At 36.8% G+C, this 15,334-nt stretch carries 14 protein-coding genes; 2 read left to right on the top strand and 12 right to left on the bottom strand.

From position 1 onward, the window contains the following. Positions 1-122 precede the first annotated feature (122 nt). Positions 123-2,243, top strand: a complete 2,121-nt coding sequence (locus tag GZ212_RS03720; protein WP_166957406.1) for a T9SS type B sorting domain-containing protein — start codon at positions 123-125, stop codon at positions 2,241-2,243. Between the two features lie 14 nt (positions 2,244-2,257). Here the strand turns inward: GZ212_RS03720 and GZ212_RS03715 are convergent, their stop codons facing one another. Beyond that, positions 2,258-3,316 (bottom strand): 3-oxoacyl-ACP synthase III family protein, encoded by a 1,059-nt coding sequence (locus GZ212_RS03715; protein WP_166957404.1) that lies wholly within the window; start codon positions 3,314-3,316, stop codon positions 2,258-2,260. A gap of 94 nt (positions 3,317-3,410) precedes the next feature. Beyond that, the gene (gene gcvP / locus GZ212_RS03710; RefSeq protein WP_166957402.1) at positions 3,411-6,260 is read right to left on the bottom strand and encodes an aminomethyl-transferring glycine dehydrogenase; all 2,850 of its coding nucleotides are present in this window, start codon (positions 6,258-6,260) and stop codon (positions 3,411-3,413) included. 119 nt (positions 6,261-6,379) lie between these two features. On the opposite strand from gcvP, the gene GZ212_RS03705 reads away from it, so the two are divergent. Then, on the top strand, positions 6,380-7,219 hold the full coding sequence (locus GZ212_RS03705) for a hypothetical protein (RefSeq protein WP_166957400.1): 840 nt from the start codon (positions 6,380-6,382) through the stop codon (positions 7,217-7,219). A gap of 240 nt (positions 7,220-7,459) precedes the next feature. On the opposite strand, the gene GZ212_RS03700 is transcribed toward GZ212_RS03705, so the two are convergent. The 10 genes from GZ212_RS03700 to GZ212_RS03655 all read right to left on the bottom strand — a co-directional run bounded on the left by GZ212_RS03700 (position 7,460) and on the right by GZ212_RS03655 (position 15,300). Continuing rightward, a complete protein-coding gene (locus tag GZ212_RS03700; protein ID WP_053971470.1) occupies positions 7,460-8,011 on the bottom strand; it encodes a sigma-70 family RNA polymerase sigma factor in 552 nt (183 codons plus the stop codon). 53 nt (positions 8,012-8,064) lie between these two features. Beyond that, on the bottom strand, positions 8,065-8,460 hold the full coding sequence (locus GZ212_RS03695; RefSeq protein ID WP_166957398.1) for a hypothetical protein: 396 nt from the start codon (positions 8,458-8,460) through the stop codon (positions 8,065-8,067). Positions 8,461-8,470: 10 nt separating this feature from the next. Further along, complete coding sequence (locus tag GZ212_RS03690) at positions 8,471-9,223, bottom strand: class I SAM-dependent methyltransferase (protein WP_166957396.1); 753 nt, start codon at positions 9,221-9,223, stop codon at positions 8,471-8,473. Then, positions 9,190-9,957 (bottom strand): DUF2071 domain-containing protein, encoded by a 768-nt coding sequence (locus GZ212_RS03685; protein ID WP_166957394.1) that lies wholly within the window; start codon positions 9,955-9,957, stop codon positions 9,190-9,192. Before GZ212_RS03685 ends, GZ212_RS03690 begins: the two co-directional genes overlap by 34 nt. Then, a complete protein-coding gene (locus tag GZ212_RS03680) occupies positions 9,926-10,330 on the bottom strand; it encodes a DoxX-like family protein (protein WP_166957392.1) in 405 nt (134 codons plus the stop codon). The genes GZ212_RS03685 and GZ212_RS03680 overlap by 32 nt, the downstream gene beginning before the upstream one ends. A gap of 50 nt (positions 10,331-10,380) precedes the next feature. Next, the gene (locus GZ212_RS03675; protein ID WP_053971473.1) at positions 10,381-10,884 is read right to left on the bottom strand and encodes a GbsR/MarR family transcriptional regulator; all 504 of its coding nucleotides are present in this window, start codon (positions 10,882-10,884) and stop codon (positions 10,381-10,383) included. A gap of 143 nt (positions 10,885-11,027) precedes the next feature. Beyond that, the gene (locus tag GZ212_RS03670; protein WP_053971474.1) at positions 11,028-11,249 is read right to left on the bottom strand and encodes a CDGSH iron-sulfur domain-containing protein; all 222 of its coding nucleotides are present in this window, start codon (positions 11,247-11,249) and stop codon (positions 11,028-11,030) included. Between the two features lie 175 nt (positions 11,250-11,424). Continuing rightward, the gene (locus GZ212_RS03665) at positions 11,425-13,458 is read right to left on the bottom strand and encodes a M3 family metallopeptidase (RefSeq protein WP_166957390.1); all 2,034 of its coding nucleotides are present in this window, start codon (positions 13,456-13,458) and stop codon (positions 11,425-11,427) included. Between the two features lie 201 nt (positions 13,459-13,659). Then, on the bottom strand, positions 13,660-14,142 hold the full coding sequence (gene purE / locus GZ212_RS03660; protein ID WP_053971476.1) for a 5-(carboxyamino)imidazole ribonucleotide mutase: 483 nt from the start codon (positions 14,140-14,142) through the stop codon (positions 13,660-13,662). A gap of 3 nt (positions 14,143-14,145) precedes the next feature. Further along, complete coding sequence (locus tag GZ212_RS03655; RefSeq protein WP_166957388.1) at positions 14,146-15,300, bottom strand: 5-(carboxyamino)imidazole ribonucleotide synthase; 1,155 nt, start codon at positions 15,298-15,300, stop codon at positions 14,146-14,148. Positions 15,301-15,334 lie beyond the last annotated feature (34 nt).

Here is a 15,334-nt window from a genome sequence, read left to right as displayed (position 1 = left end):
GGATCTTTCTAGTTATTTTAAGCTTAGCCTGGTTTCATGTTTTTAGTGTTGCTAGGGGTAACGTTATTCAAAATAATTTAGACCCTCAACTGGAGGTAATAACTCCTAGCTTATGCTCCTCTATGGACGGGGCTATTATAATTACTGAATTGGATTCCAATACAGCATATGAGGTTCAATATTACAACGGTAGTTCACAAACATTGACCTTGACGACCAATACCAATGGTACTTTGACCATTAATAATTTGCCGTCAGGAGATTATCAAAACTTGATGTTAACAAACTTGGTTTTAGGTGACCAAATATCCTTTGGTACTGTAGAGGTCCCTCACGTACCTCTACCAGCAGTTATTTCATCTGTAGTAAATGCCAGTGAGTGTTTTGCAAATGGTAATATTAAGATTTCTGGTCTGGAGCCCTTTACAGATTATGATGTGGCTTATATTTTTGGGGGGGTACAAGATGTTACACTTACTTCAGATTTTACTGGGTTAATAACACTTTCTGGGCTGGCACCGGGATTTTATATTAATCTTACGGTTGAAGATATCAATACCGGGTGCCATGTAGAGTTTGATGCAATTGAAATTGAAGGAGATCTTTTTGATGCGGGTTTTTCTATCATTCCTCCTTCGGGCTGTGACAGTCAGGACGCAGTTATGTCTTTTGCCGTTTCTGATTCTAATCCGGCTGTTTATGAGATTACTTATTCCATAAATAATCAAAGTTTTTCTGAAGTAGTTTCAACTTCGGGATTAGAGGCCATGGTGGTTAATAATCTAGAGCCAGGATACTATTATGACATTGCTATAACAAATATTGAAACAGGCTGTTTTGATGATTTAGGGTATTACCAGATTCCTAGCCCTATTTTAAGTTTGGCGAGGTATTTTGCTGAGCCTTCGGGTTGTCTAGCTACAAATGGAGTGATCACCATTACGGGTCTAGATTTAAATCCGTTAACTTCTTTTGAAATTGCCTATACTCTTAATGGAATTCCCCAAAACCTCATTATTGAATCAACGGACACTGGCCAGCTTATTATGACCGGCCTGGGAACTGGTCTGTACGATAATTTTTCCATTTCAGAAATAGGAAATGATGACTGTCACGGAACTATCGAGCCAGTTGAACTCATTGCTCCCGAAATGGAAACGGTTTTGAATATAAGCGGAACAACGGCTTGCAATACTACTGATGGCGCTTTGATGTTCTCAGAATTGAATTCAGAAATGGAGTATTCTTTAAGCTATGTGAATGGTAATGGTGAAACGGTGGAGTTTATTCAAATGTCCAATTCCCAAGGTCAATTGGAGTTTACAAGTTTGTCAGCAGGTTTGTATGCCAGTTTTACACTGGTGGAAGTTGAAACTAGCTGTTTTGCCCAATTTGAAGATGTTTTGATTTCCGCACCTGAATTGGAGATCGAGTTGGACGTGGCACCCGCATCACGATGTGGAGAGTCAGATGCTGCCCTTTACTTGTATGGCTTGCTGCCAAATGCTTCCTATGAAGTGGGTTATTCTCATGGCGGTTCTCCATATGCGCTGGCTTTGGAAAGTAATTCCAATGGCATTCTTACAATTATGGGACTCGATTCGGGGACCTATGGATCTCTGGAGGTGTTGGAGTTGAGTTCTGGATGTTCCAAAACATTGGGTTCTTTTGAAATAGAATCACAAGATCTGGTTTTAGATTTTGAACCTATTATTCCTTCAAACTGTGCTGCCACAGATGGTGAAATTATCATTAATGACTTATTGCCAAACGAACAGTACCAGATTTATTTTTCTGGGGGCATTCAGGATGACGGAGAATACCAAGTGTTTAGCTCAGACTCTGACGGGATCCTTACGCTGCTAGGGCTCTCTGCGGGGATTTATGATGGATTATCCTTGGTTGAGGTAAGTAGCGGCTGTGTAGGTGTTATAGAGACCGTTAGATTGGGATGCTTGGATGGTTTTGGATGTTACAAATTAAGATCATTTTTCACTCCTAATCAAGATGGAGAAAACGACTTTTGGGGGCCAGAGGCAGAATCTCAAAGTTGCGATTATACTTTAAGAATCTTCAATCGCTTTGGAAAACAACTGGCCGTTTTAAGTCCACGTGATTACAGGTGGGATGGAACCTATGAGGGTCAGCAAATGCCTTCAGATGATTATTGGTTTACTGTAGAATATGTAGATGATCAAGGGAATCCTGGATTCTACAGGTCTCATTTTACTCTAAAACGCTAGTTTGATTTTTAAATTTAGGCTTTGTAAATCATGGCGTTGATATGCATTCCGGCACCTACACTGGCAAAAATGACGACATCACCTTTATTTACAACATGATTTTCCAATTTATTTTTCTTTACCAAATCATATAGAGTAGGAATGGTGGCTACGGAACTGTTACCTAGTTTATGAATGCTCATGGGGGTGATGTTCTCAGGCTCTGGCATACGGTATGCTCTATAAAAACGCTTCACAATAGCTTCATCCATTTTCTCATTAGCTTGGTGAATAAATATTTTTTTTACATCCTTTATATCCAAGCCACTTTGGTCCAAACAAGCTTTCATAGCTTGAGGAACGTGGGTCAATGCAAATTCGTAAACTTTTCTCCCTTGCATTTTTATGTAACTATTCGCTTTAGATTGGTCATGATTATAAGAATTGCCGAAATATAAATAATAGGCCTCATCAAAGGTGTAACTCGCCGTATCAAAAGCCAATATGCCACCTTCCTCTTCAGTTTCTTCAATAACCGTAGCTCCTGCACCATCAGAGAAGATCATACAGTCTCTATCATGTTTATCAATAACCCTTGATAGCATTTCGGTTCCTATAACCAAACATTTTTTAGCCATTCCTGCTTTGATGAATGCTTGGGCTTGAATAACACCTTCTAGCCATCCAGGGCAACCAAACAAGAGGTCATAGGCAACGCATTTTGGGTTTTTAATTCTTAATGTGTGTTTGATTCTTGCTGCAAGCCCAGGAACCATGTCACCTTGATTGGTGCCATATTTAACATCTCCAAAATTATGGGCAACAATTATGTAATCGAGTGTTTCTGGGTCTATATTGGCATCGGTTAGGGCTTTTTCGGCTGCAAAAGCTCCCATGTCAGAGGTGACCAAATGCCTGTCGGCATAGCGCCTTTCTTGAATACCTGTAATGGCTTCAAATTTTTCAACTATAACACTGTTAGGGGAACTGATTTGAGAGCCGTCGGCATTTAGGAATAAGTGTTGATTAAAATCAGAGTTTTTCTCAATGTTTTCTGGTATATAACTTCCTACACCAGTTATTTTGATGCCCATAAAAAATGCTTTTAATTTATTAAGCCATGAAGGTAGGCATAATAAACTAAAAGCAAATTTTAATTTATAATTTTATACGATGTCCAAAAATGGCTTATGCCTCCATATAGTCCTCTATTGGGGCACAAGTACATATCAAATTACGGTCACCATACGCATCATCAACACGTCTAACGGTAGGCCAAAACTTATTTTCTCCAACATAAGGTAATGGAAATGCAGCCTTTTCTCTTGAGTATGGGAAATTCCATGTGTCCGATGTTAACATTTCCAGGGTATGCGGTGCATTTTTCAATACATTATTGACATCATCTTTAGACGTAGCGTCAATTTCCTTTTTAATAGAAATCATGGCATCACAAAAACGATCCAACTCCTCTTTGCTTTCACTTTCGGTTGGCTCAATCATTAGGGTTCCTGCTACAGGGAATGATACCGTTGGCGCGTGGAAACCGTAATCCATTAAACGTTTAGCAATGTCTGTTACTTCAATACCATTAGCTTTAAATGGTCTACAGTCTACGATCATCTCGTGAGCTGCTCTACCCATTTCTCCAGAATACAGGGTGTCAAAATGCCCTTGTAGTCTTTGCTTCATATAGTTGGCATTCAAAATAGCTGTTTTGGTAGCATGGGTTAAACCATGTGCTCCTAACATTTTGATGTAACCGTATGAGATTAAGCATACCAAAGCAGATCCATATGGTGCAGCAGAAATAGCTGTAATAGCTTTTTTTCCACCTGTTTTTATTACTGGATTTCCAGGTAAGAATGGAACCAATTGCTTTGCAACACAAATAGGTCCTACTCCAGGGCCACCACCGCCATGAGGAATGGCGAATGTTTTATGTAAATTCAAATGACAAACATCAGCGCCAATTCTACCAGGATTGGTTAATCCCACTTGCGCATTCATGTTGGCTCCGTCCATATAGACTTGTCCGCCGTTGTCATGGATGATTTTAGTTACTTCTTTAATGGCAGATTCATATACCCCATGAGTAGATGGGTAGGTCACCATTAAACAAGATAAATTGTCTTTATATTTTTCAGCTTTTTCACGTAAGTCCTCTACATCAATATTTCCTTTATCAGTAGATTTGGTCACTACTACCTGCATACCAGCCATAACAGCACTAGCAGGGTTGGTACCGTGAGCAGAAGAAGGAATCAAACAAATATTTCTGTGTCCTTCACCTCTAGATTCGTGATAAGCTTTTATAACCATTAAACCAGCATACTCACCTTGTGCACCTGAGTTAGGTTGCAAGGATGTTGCAGCAAATCCTGTGATTTCTGTCAATTGATCTTCAAGCTCTTTTAAAACAGTTAGGTATCCTTTTGCTTGTTTTTCTGGAACAAAAGGATGAACATTAGCCCATTTAAAGATACTTAGAGGTAACATCTCTGCAGCTGCATTAAGCTTCATGGTGCAAGATCCCAAAGAAATCATAGAATGGTTCAAAGAAAGATCCTTGCGCTCCAATTTCTTGATATAACGCATCAATTCTGTTTCAGAATGGTAAGAATTGAATACATCTAATGTGAGGAATTCTGATTGACGTTGATACTTGTCAGAAATGGCATTTGCATAGGTAATGTCGTCAATAGTGAAGGCTTCTTCTCCAGCAATTTCAGAAAATACCAATATTAAATAATTCAAATCACGAACCGTTGTGGTTTCATTCAATGAAATAGTAACGGTTTCATCATCTGGATAATAAAAGTTGACTTTTTTAGCCTTGGCTATTTTCTTAACCTTTTTAGCTTTTACTTTTATTTGAAGAGTATCAAAATAGTCTGTGTTGACTTGTTTGAAACCTAATTTTTGAAGGGCATCAGCCAATAGAACCGTAGCACTATGTACACGATCTGCAATGAACTGAAGTCCTTTTGGTCCGTGGTACACAGCATACATTCCGGCCATAACTGCCAATAGTACTTGAGCAGTACAAATATTGGAAGTTGCTTTGTCGCGTTTAATGTGTTGCTCACGGGTTTGAAGTGCCATACGTAGCGCACGATTACCGTCCAAATCTTTGGTTACACCAATAATTCTTCCTGGGATATCACGCTTATAGGCTTCTTTAGTTGCAAAAAAGGCAGCGTGAGGTCCACCATAACCCATTGGTATACCGAAACGTTGGGTTGTGCCAACCACAACATCAGCACCAAAAGATCCAGGTGCTTCCAGCTTTACTAGGCTTAATATATCAGCTGCAACAGCTACTTTTATATTGTTTTCTTTGGCTTGTTCGATAAAGGATTTAAGATCTGTAACCTGACCATGTTTTCCTGGATATTGTAAAATAGCCCCAAAGAATTCCTGTGAGAAATCAAATTCACTTTCTTTCCCAATAACCAATTCAATACCAATTGGTAAAGCTCTTGTTTGTAATAGGGAGAGGGTTTGTGGAAGAATGTCTTCTGAAACAAAGAATTTATTAATGCCTTCTTTTTTCTGAGCTCTTTCACGTACAGCAAACAACAGACTCATCGCTTCGGCAGCTGCAGTACTTTCGTCTAACAAGGAGGCGTTTGCCAATTCCATTCCAGTCAAATCAGTAATCATGGTTTGGAAATTCAATAAAGCTTCCAATCTTCCTTGAGCAATTTCAGCTTGATAGGGAGTATAGGCCGTATACCATCCTGGGTTTTCCAAAATGTTTCTTTGAATGACCGCCGGAAGAATGGTAGGGTGGTACCCCAAACCGATATAAGTTTTGTAAACCTTATTTTTTTTGGATAAGTTGTGGATGTGAACTAGGTATTCTTGTTCACTCATGGGTTCATCCAAATTCAGTTCTTTTTTTAGTTTGATTCCATCAGGTAAGGTTTCATAGATCAGTTGGTCTAAGCTATCTACACCTATGGTTTTTAACATATCTTGTTGTTCCTGTTGATCAGGTCCTATATGACGAAGTGCAAAAGAGGTTGTATCCATCAAATTTAAGTTGTGTTTTAAGGCGCAAAAGTACGCATTTCTATATGTATTTTTGTTATTGCAGACTAAAGTTTTTAACCAAAAAAAACGGTTATTAACACTTTGATTATTTTTGCTATATGTCTCGATTTAAGGCTTTATTCAATTTTTATATTAATAGCAGTATTCATGTGGCTTTGTCGGTGTGTGCTCTTACATGGATTACCTTATTGGAGTTTGGTATTCCTTGGGATACCCTTCTTATTGGATTCATTTTTTTTGCCTCGATAACAGGATATAATTTTGTGAAATATTTTGGTTTGGCTAGGTTTCATCACAGGAGTTTGGCACATTGGCTTAAGGTGATTCAGGTTTTTTCATTGTTGAGTTTCTTGGCCATGATTTATTTCGGACTGAAACTAAAGGAAATGACCTGGCTTTATATTGTAGGTTTTGGAATCGTAACATTTTTATATGCCATACCCTTTTTGCCTAGAAAATTTCTTTTTGACCACCAACAAAATTTAAGAAATGTTGGAGGAGTCAAGGTTTATATCATTGGGTTGACGTGGGCTGGGGTAACAGTCATTTTACCCTTGGTCAATAATGATTTTCAATTGAATTCTGATGCGCTAATTACTTTAGTGCAACGATTTTTATTCGTGTTGGCATTGATGCTTCCTTTTGAAATCAGGGATTTGAATTATGATAGCTTAAAGCTGGCTACGATTCCACAGCAAATAGGAATCAAAAACACAAAAATGGTTGGTGTCATTTTGATGCTTTTGTTTGTGATTTTGGAATTGTTCAAGGCCTCGGTTACCTGTCACTTTTTAACCGCAGTTTGTTTTATTGCTATGGTTACTTTGGCATTTATTTGGGTGTCCAAAAAAGAACAATTTGAATATTACTGTTCCTTTTGGGTGGAAGGCATTCCTATTTTATGGTTGGCTTTGGTTTTGCTTTTGGAGTTCTTTTGAGAAATGGTCTTTGAGGGATTGTTTTTCGGAATGCTTCATGCATTGCACTTTGGATTGCTTGAGGGAATGAGTCAATTTTTTGTTTTTTGATATGTAGCCCCTTGTGTGCTTGCACCAAATTAATCGTAAATTCAGTTTTAGTTTTTCCCAAAGGGAGGCATCATTATACTGGGACTTGTCACAAATGTGATATGCTTCATCACAGGAGATAAACAAGATAGATTTTTTTTCAGACATAGGTTAAAACCAGTTTTTTTCCATGCAATCAGCTAGGGCTGTTCTTGCCCTGTGAATGATCACCCACAGGTTAGACGCAGTGATGTTTAATTCATTACAAATCGTTTCGGTATCCAAACCTTCTATAGTTTTCATTTTAAATACAGCGGCCTGTTTTTCTGGAAGTTTATCCAAACATTGAAAAATAGCATTTCCAAGTTCATCATTTTCCATTTGGTCTTCTGCTGTTTTATCAAAGGGATCAGAAACTTGCTCTTCCAGCCAATCACCATTATTGTCTTCCTCATTGTAATTGATCTTGACTTCAGCCTGACCCTTTTTGGAGTTTATCTTACGATAATAGTCAATTATTTTCCTTTTTAAAATAGAGATAAGCCAGGTACGCTCAGATGCTTCACCTTTAAAATTCTTCATGGAATTTAAAGCAGCAAAGAAAGTTTCTTGTACTAAATCCTTGGCCATTTCCCGATCGTTCACTCGAGATATGGTATAATTGAATAGGTAATCAGAATACCTATCAATCCACCGGTTGGGATCTAGTTTGTGGCTAGGCATAACAGCAATTCTTTTACTCAAATTTAAACTAAAAAAATGAGTTCGTAACTGATTTAATAATAATATGTTAAAGCGAAGCTGGAACTCATGTAAGTCCACATGATAATAAAGAAAATGTGAACAACTGTTTCAAATGATTTTCCTCGCCATAGTTTGGGGGAATAAACTAGTAATTGGAAGATTAATCGGATAAACCAAAAAATGCCTAGACCCAATGCTATTGTTTTACCAAAATAAGTATGGGTTAATTCATAGGAATAAAAAATGCAAAGAATACCAATTAAAAATACTACTAAAGCAATAAAAAAAGTATGGACAACCATGAGTTGCTTATTAATGAGTTCTAGTTTTTGAAGTTCCGTTTTCCATCCAAAATACTTCGGGAATATAAAGTGTACTAAGGCCAGTAAAACTAAGAAGATACCGATGATTTGAATATGAGTTTCCATGGAATTGGTTTTAAGGTTCAACTATAAAAATTGATAAAAAAGGAGTGAATTTCTTTTCGCTTATTTTTGAGAATCCAGCTTGTTTTAAACTTTTTTTCCAAGTTTTTCTCGAAAAGAAGTGAGTGAAACCTACATGAAATGCCATAAAATTTGGTAGATCCCTTAAGTGCTCAACCATAATAACTTTACCTGTAGATTTTAAAATTCTTTTACATTCTTTAAGAAAGATCACTTTTTCTTGATTTGATCTTATTTCATGGGCCGCCGATAACAGACATATTAGATCTGAGGAATTGGTTTCTAATGGAATAAGGTCTGTCGAAATCTGTTCTGTCTTGGAATGATTGATGCCTTCTTTTCGGGCACGTTGAATGGCAATTTCCGTATGATCCTTCGGGTTGTAAAAATCAAAGACTCGAAGATTGGATTTAGGAAATTTTTTATTCAACAAATGACTAGTTTCATCAAAGCCTGCATGTATGTTGACAATGCTTAAAGAGTTTGATGTTTTTATTCGTTTGTTTTCAAGCCATTCAAGTTTGTAGTATCCGGAATAATCATACACATATGCCGATACTAATAAAGGCATTGCCAAACCTAGAAGAATAAATATAATAACTAATTGGTTCCAAAAAGTGGGTATTTCAAATATATAGGCAACAAGACTGAAAAGAATTAATGCGCCAAATCCTAGGTAATAATAATGGCGATTAAAGTTTAATATATTTTTTACGCCTTGAAATTTTGTTCTGTTTGTTTCCATGATTCAATTTTTCCTTTTTTCCACTGGTAGGGAATGTTTTCAACAATAAAAGCATTGGCTAAAGTTGGGGTCGGTTCCAAGTTTAATGTATTCAAAAATGGTATATGATATTCTTTGATGGACGCAGGTCTAGGGTGCCAATCGTTTCTAAGGCCTTTCACAATTAAAACCTCATTTGTATGTTCGTTAAAAGTGAAAGTGTGAGGTAATGGTCCTGCAAATCTTCTAGCTTCTTTCCATGAGATAAATGGAGAATTTTGAGGTAAGACGCAATCATCCCTTCCAGGATAGCAAACGATTTTTAATTTAGACTTTTTTGAACGAATAATGAGCTCATCGGCTATGCTGGTTTCCATTTCAATATCCGTTGAGGAATAATTATAATGAGTAAAAATGTTGCCTAAATAGGCCATTCTATTTTTGTTGGTTTCTGATTTTAAAATGTATAAACCTCTCAATCTCTTTCCTTCAGCTGTTTGGTACCTTACATATATTCTGTAACCTGCCAATACAAAATCTTGACCTGCAAATTCAGGAAAAATAGAAGGTCTTAGGTTTCTTGTCTTTACAAATGCAGCTGCTAAAAATCCATAAGTATGCTTGAAGGTGTCCAACTGCAAGCAGGGAGGGAGCAAGGGATTAAGTGTTTCTTTAGGTAATGCAAAGGTCAATACTAAAGACATGTCAAAATGCGCTTTGACATCAAAGGGATGATTTTTTAGTAATTGGAGCATAATCGTGGTTTTTAATTGTTCTTGTTTGGAAATAGGTATACCAAATAAAGGCCATGAAAAGAAATGCAAATACAATATTAAATGGACCCCACAGGAGCAAATCTTTGGCAAGAGTGAATTCCAAAATATTCATGGCTAAAATCGTAATCAATTGAATGAAGGCATTTAAATGATTTAATTTTTTGGAAAGAATCCATATGCCTAGAATGACCTCTAAAAATCCGATTGAAAGTGTCATTTCAGAAGCAAATGCATGACCCAAAATTCTAGCAACTATATCTTCATGCCTTTGATTCAATGGAATTATTTTAAAAAATAGTCCACTGGTAATCCAGGTTAAGGCGATAAATAAAATAGATAAATTCTTAAACATTTTTTAATTATTAAACTTTCAGAAAAAATTGAAACATTGTATTAAAAAAATTAGCGCATAATCTTGATAAATGTTTTAGTAACCCAATTAAGATCTTGGTCAGCTATTTTGTTAAGCATGTCATCGGCTTGTTGGGTTAAATCATGAAGCGCTTTGGTTTGTTTCTTCAATTCCTCTGTTTCTTCACTTTGATCGCTATCAATATTTGAAACCTCCTTTAAAACCTTCAATACAGGTTTTAATTCACGTCTACTTCGTTCTTTGGCTATATGTCTGGCCAGTTCTTCCACATCCTTTTCTGTTGTGAAATATTCTTTACGTTCTCCTGGAATAATTTCTTTGGTAACGATACCCCAGTCCATCAATTGTCTTAAATTCATACTGGTATTACCTCTTGAAATTTTTAACTCCTCCATGATGTCTTCCATGGACAAGGGTTTGGTAGAGATAAATAAAAGCGCTTGAATTTGTGCCATGGCTTTATTGATGCCCCATAGGGAGCCTAAACTCCCCCAAGTGCTAATAAACTTTTCTTTGGCTTCTTGATAATTCATGAGTCAAATATATAAAATATTTTAAACTTTCAATAATAATTGAAAGTTTATTTTCTGAAAGAACTAGTTCTAAAAGGGAACTACTAAAGTGCCTTTAAAACTTAGGCTCTATTTAAAAGACTTTTGACTTTGAATCTAAATGTTTAAGGTTTTGGCGGTAGATCAAAAGCATTTGCTTCATGTTCAAAATGGTTGCGATGACTACCATCACAAAATGGTTTGTTTTCTGATCTGCCACAGCGGCAAAGTGAAACTAAAGTTCGGCCTCCCAAACCATAAACGTTACCTTCTTTATCGACAATTTCAAAATCGCCATCTACTTTTACGCTTCCGTTGCTAAGTATAGTGAGTTTGGTTTTAGACATGTTTAAATGTATTGGTTATTGGTGGTAAGATACACATTTTTAAAACTTCCTCTAAAGTTTTAAATCATACGCAAACTAAAAATTTTATTAATGCTACTAAATAGTTAAGACGGTTTCGCGAGGTGCATAGAATTCAAAATAAAAGGGCGATGATTATCGCCCCTTTCTTCATTCCTTATTTTTCTATCAATCCAGCTCTTCTTAAAAGCGCTTCAGGTTGTGGTTCTTTACCTCTAAATTGTTTGTAAAGCACCATGGGGTCATCTGTACCCCCTTGAGATAATACATTGTTCTTAAACTTACTTGCTACTTCTTTGCTGAATATGCCTTGTTCTTTAAAAAATTCGAAAGCATCGGCATCCAAAACTTCCGCCCATTTGTAGCTGTAGTACCCAGAAGAGTAACCACCTTGAAAGATGTGTGAAAATGACGTGCTCATGCAATTTTCTGCTACGTCTGGGTATAATTTGGTGCTTTCAAAAGCTTTCAGTTCATGAGCTTTCACATTAGAAATATCGGTTGGGTCAATTCCATGCCAGCTCATATCCAACAAACCAAAGCTTAACTGCCTTAAGGTTTGCATTCCTTCATGGAAGGTGGCTGATTCCTTAATTTTTTCAACCAAATCCATTGGGATTACCTCACCGGTTTCATAATGGGTGGCAAAAAGCTCCAAAGCCTCCTTTTCATAACACCAATTTTCCAAAACTTGACTTGGTAATTCCACAAAGTCCCAAAAAACACTAGTCCCAGATAAACTTGGATAAGTTGTGTTTGCTAACATGCCATGTAAGGCGTGACCAAATTCATGGAATAGGGTGGTCACCTCATTGAATGTAAGCAAAGATGGTTTTGTTTTGGTGGGTTTAGTGAAATTACATACAATGGAAATATGTGGACGGTCATTAATGCCATTTTTCACATATTGCGGCTTGTAAACAGTCATCCAGGCACCATTTCTTTTACCTTCCCTAGGAAAGAAATCAGCGTAGAAAATAGAAACATAATTTCCGTTATCATCAGTAACTTTATACGTCAAAACATCTTCATGATATTTGTCAATCGTATCAATTTCTTCAAAATGTAAGCCATATAGTTTTTGAGCGATTGTAAACACACCATTGATAACATTTTCAAGTTTGAAATAGGGTTTCAATTTCTCGTCATCTAAATCAAACAATTTTTGTTTTAATTTTTCTGAATAATAAGCGCCATCCCATTTCTCTAAATGGTCGATACCATCTAATTCCTTGGCAAAAGCTGATAACTTTTCAAATTCCTTTTCAGCTGCTGGTTTGGCTTTTTCCAAGAGATCCTGTAAAAAGGTAGTGACCGTTTCAGGATTTTTCGCCATACGCTCTTCTAAAACGAAATGGGCATGAGTAGGATAGCCTAAAAGGTTGGCTCTTCGATGGCGTAATTTAGCTATTTTGAGAACTATTTCTTGGTTGTCTAATACATCTCCATGAAATCCTTTGGCTCCAAAGGCAATAGCCAGTTCTTTCCGTAATTCCCTATTGTTAGCATAGGTCATAAAAGGAATGTAGCTTGGGTATTGCAGTGTAATCACCCAGCCCTCCTTTTTCTTGGCTTCTGCTGTTTGTTTAGCTTCTTCCTTAGCGTCTTCGGGTAAACCAGCCAGATCTTCTTCATTCGTTATATGAAGTTCATATTTATTGGTTTCAGCAAGCACATTTTCTCCAAATTTTAATTTGAGCTGACTCAATTCTTTATCAATTTGACGAAGTTCTTGCTTTTTGTCCTCAGGGAGATTTGCTCCGTTTCTGGAAAAGCTTTTATATTTTTTGTCTAGAAGTGTTTCTTGCTCCTTGGTTAAATTCAATTGCTCCTTTTGATCGTAAACAGCTTTAACACGTTCAAACAGTGTCTTATTTAAGGTGATGTCGTTGCTGAACTCAGAAAGTAGTGGAGAAACTTCTTGCGCTATTTTTTGGATCTCGTCGTTGGTCTCGGCCGAATTTAGATTAAAGAAAATACTTGAGATTCTATCCAGTTGTTCTCCAGAGAAATCTAAGGTTTCAATCGTATTTTTAAAGCTTGGTGCCTCTTTATTCTCACAAATTTCATCAATTTCTTTTTTAGCATCTGCAATTCCCTGAATAAAAGCCGGAAGGAAATCCTCATTTTTTATTTTTGAGAAGGGAGCTGTATGATATTGATTGTCAAATGGTTTATTTAAAACGTTCATTTTTTTGTAAATTTCTTTAATCAGAATAACGTCCTTTTTTTCTTACTAAAAACTTGATTAGCATAACATTAACAAATTTTTTTCTTTGTAATCTGAAATGTTTTTTTACTTTTGCCGAAGATTTTTCATAAGAGTTTAAAAGTTTACTCTTTAAGATGATTGATTAATAGCTTGAATGCCTCGGTAGGGATACCGAGGCTTTTATTTTAAATCCTTCGCAGATTCGTAGACTTTCATCTTCAAGCCTTCTTTATAAGCTATAATTTTATCTAAAACACACTTGTCTGAGCTCCCGATAATTTGGGCGGCTAAAATACCAGCGTTCTTAGCACCATTCAATGCTACGGTAGCAACTGGTACACCTCCTGGCATTTGAAGAATAGATAAAACAGAATCCCAACCGTCAATGGAATTACTACTTTTAACGGGTACCCCAATGACAGGTAGAGGGGATAATGATGCTACCATCCCGGGTAAATGAGCTGCACCGCCGGCGCCTGCAACGATGACCTGAATGCCTCTGCTGTGAGCATTTTTACTATAATCAAATAATTTTTCTGGTGTTCTGTGTGCCGATACAATATCAACTTCCACCTCAATATCAAATCCTTCCAATATATCAATAGCTTCTTGCATAACTGGCAAGTCGCTTTTACTTCCCATGATAACTCCTACTTTGCTCATAACTTATTTACTGATTACGTTAATGGTCTTTTTTACTTGTTCGGCTATTTGTCTGGCCTCATTTATATCTTCATTCACTATGGTCACATGTCCCATTTTTCTGAATGGTCTGGTTTGTTTTTTTCCATAGATATGTGGAGTTACACCCTCCATACCCATAATGGCTTCAATATTTTCATAAATAACATTGCCGGTATAACCTTCAGCACCAACCAAATTTACCATAATTCCGCCAACAGTACTTTCCGTTTTTCCTAAAGGTAAGTTGAGAACGGCTCTTAGGTGCTGTTCAAACTGAGATGTATAGCTTGCCTCAATGGTTTGGTGTCCCGAATTGTGTGGTCTAGGGGCTACTTCATTCACCAATATTTGGTCTTCTTGGGTTTGGAACATTTCTACCGCCAACAGCCCTACATGGTTAAATGCTTCAGAAGTTTTTAAGGCGACTTCACGAGCTTTTTTTGCCACTTCCTCATCGATTCTGGCAGGACAGATTACATATTCCACCTGGTTAGCTTCAGGATGGAATTCCATTTCTACCACAGGATAGGTTTTAATTTCGCCTTTTGGGTTTCTAGCTACAATGACCGAAAGCTCATTTTTGAAAGGAATCATCGTTTCAGTAATACATTCCACATTAGGAAGTCCTTCTAAATCTTCAACTTTGCGAACCACTTTAACACCATTTCCATCATATCCAAATTGGGCGCTTTTCCATACAAATGGTAATTGAATGCCTCCATTGCTAATGGCTTCCTTAATTTCTGAAGTATAAGCAAACCGACTAAAATCAGCTGTTGGAATTTGATTGTCTACATAAAATAGCTTCTGTTTGGCTTTGTTTTGAATGGTTCTTAGTGTTCTTGAAGAAGGGTACACCTTAATGCCTTCTTTTTCCAAGGTTTCCAAAGCGTCTACATTAACGTTTTCAATTTCTATAGTCAAAACATCTACCTGCTTCCCAAAAGCAACAACGGTATCATAATCCATTAGATCCCCTTGATGGAATTCGTTACAGGCAATTTTACAAGGAGCTTCGTTACTGGGGTCCAAAACACTGGTATATATGTCAAATTTTCTGGTATTGTAAAGGAGCATTTTTCCTAATTGACCACCACCTAAAATACCTAGTTTAAAATCTGAAGAAAATAAATTCATGAAGGCTTTGTTTTTGGGCAAAAATACAAATCAA

The organism is Mangrovimonas sp. CR14, from assembly GCF_011764015.1.
GTDB classification, from domain to species: Bacteria; Bacteroidota; Bacteroidia; order Flavobacteriales; family Flavobacteriaceae; genus Mangrovimonas; species Mangrovimonas futianensis.
The sequence above is the reverse complement of the archived record's forward strand: the minus strand, read 5'-3'. Positions and strand labels throughout refer to the sequence as shown.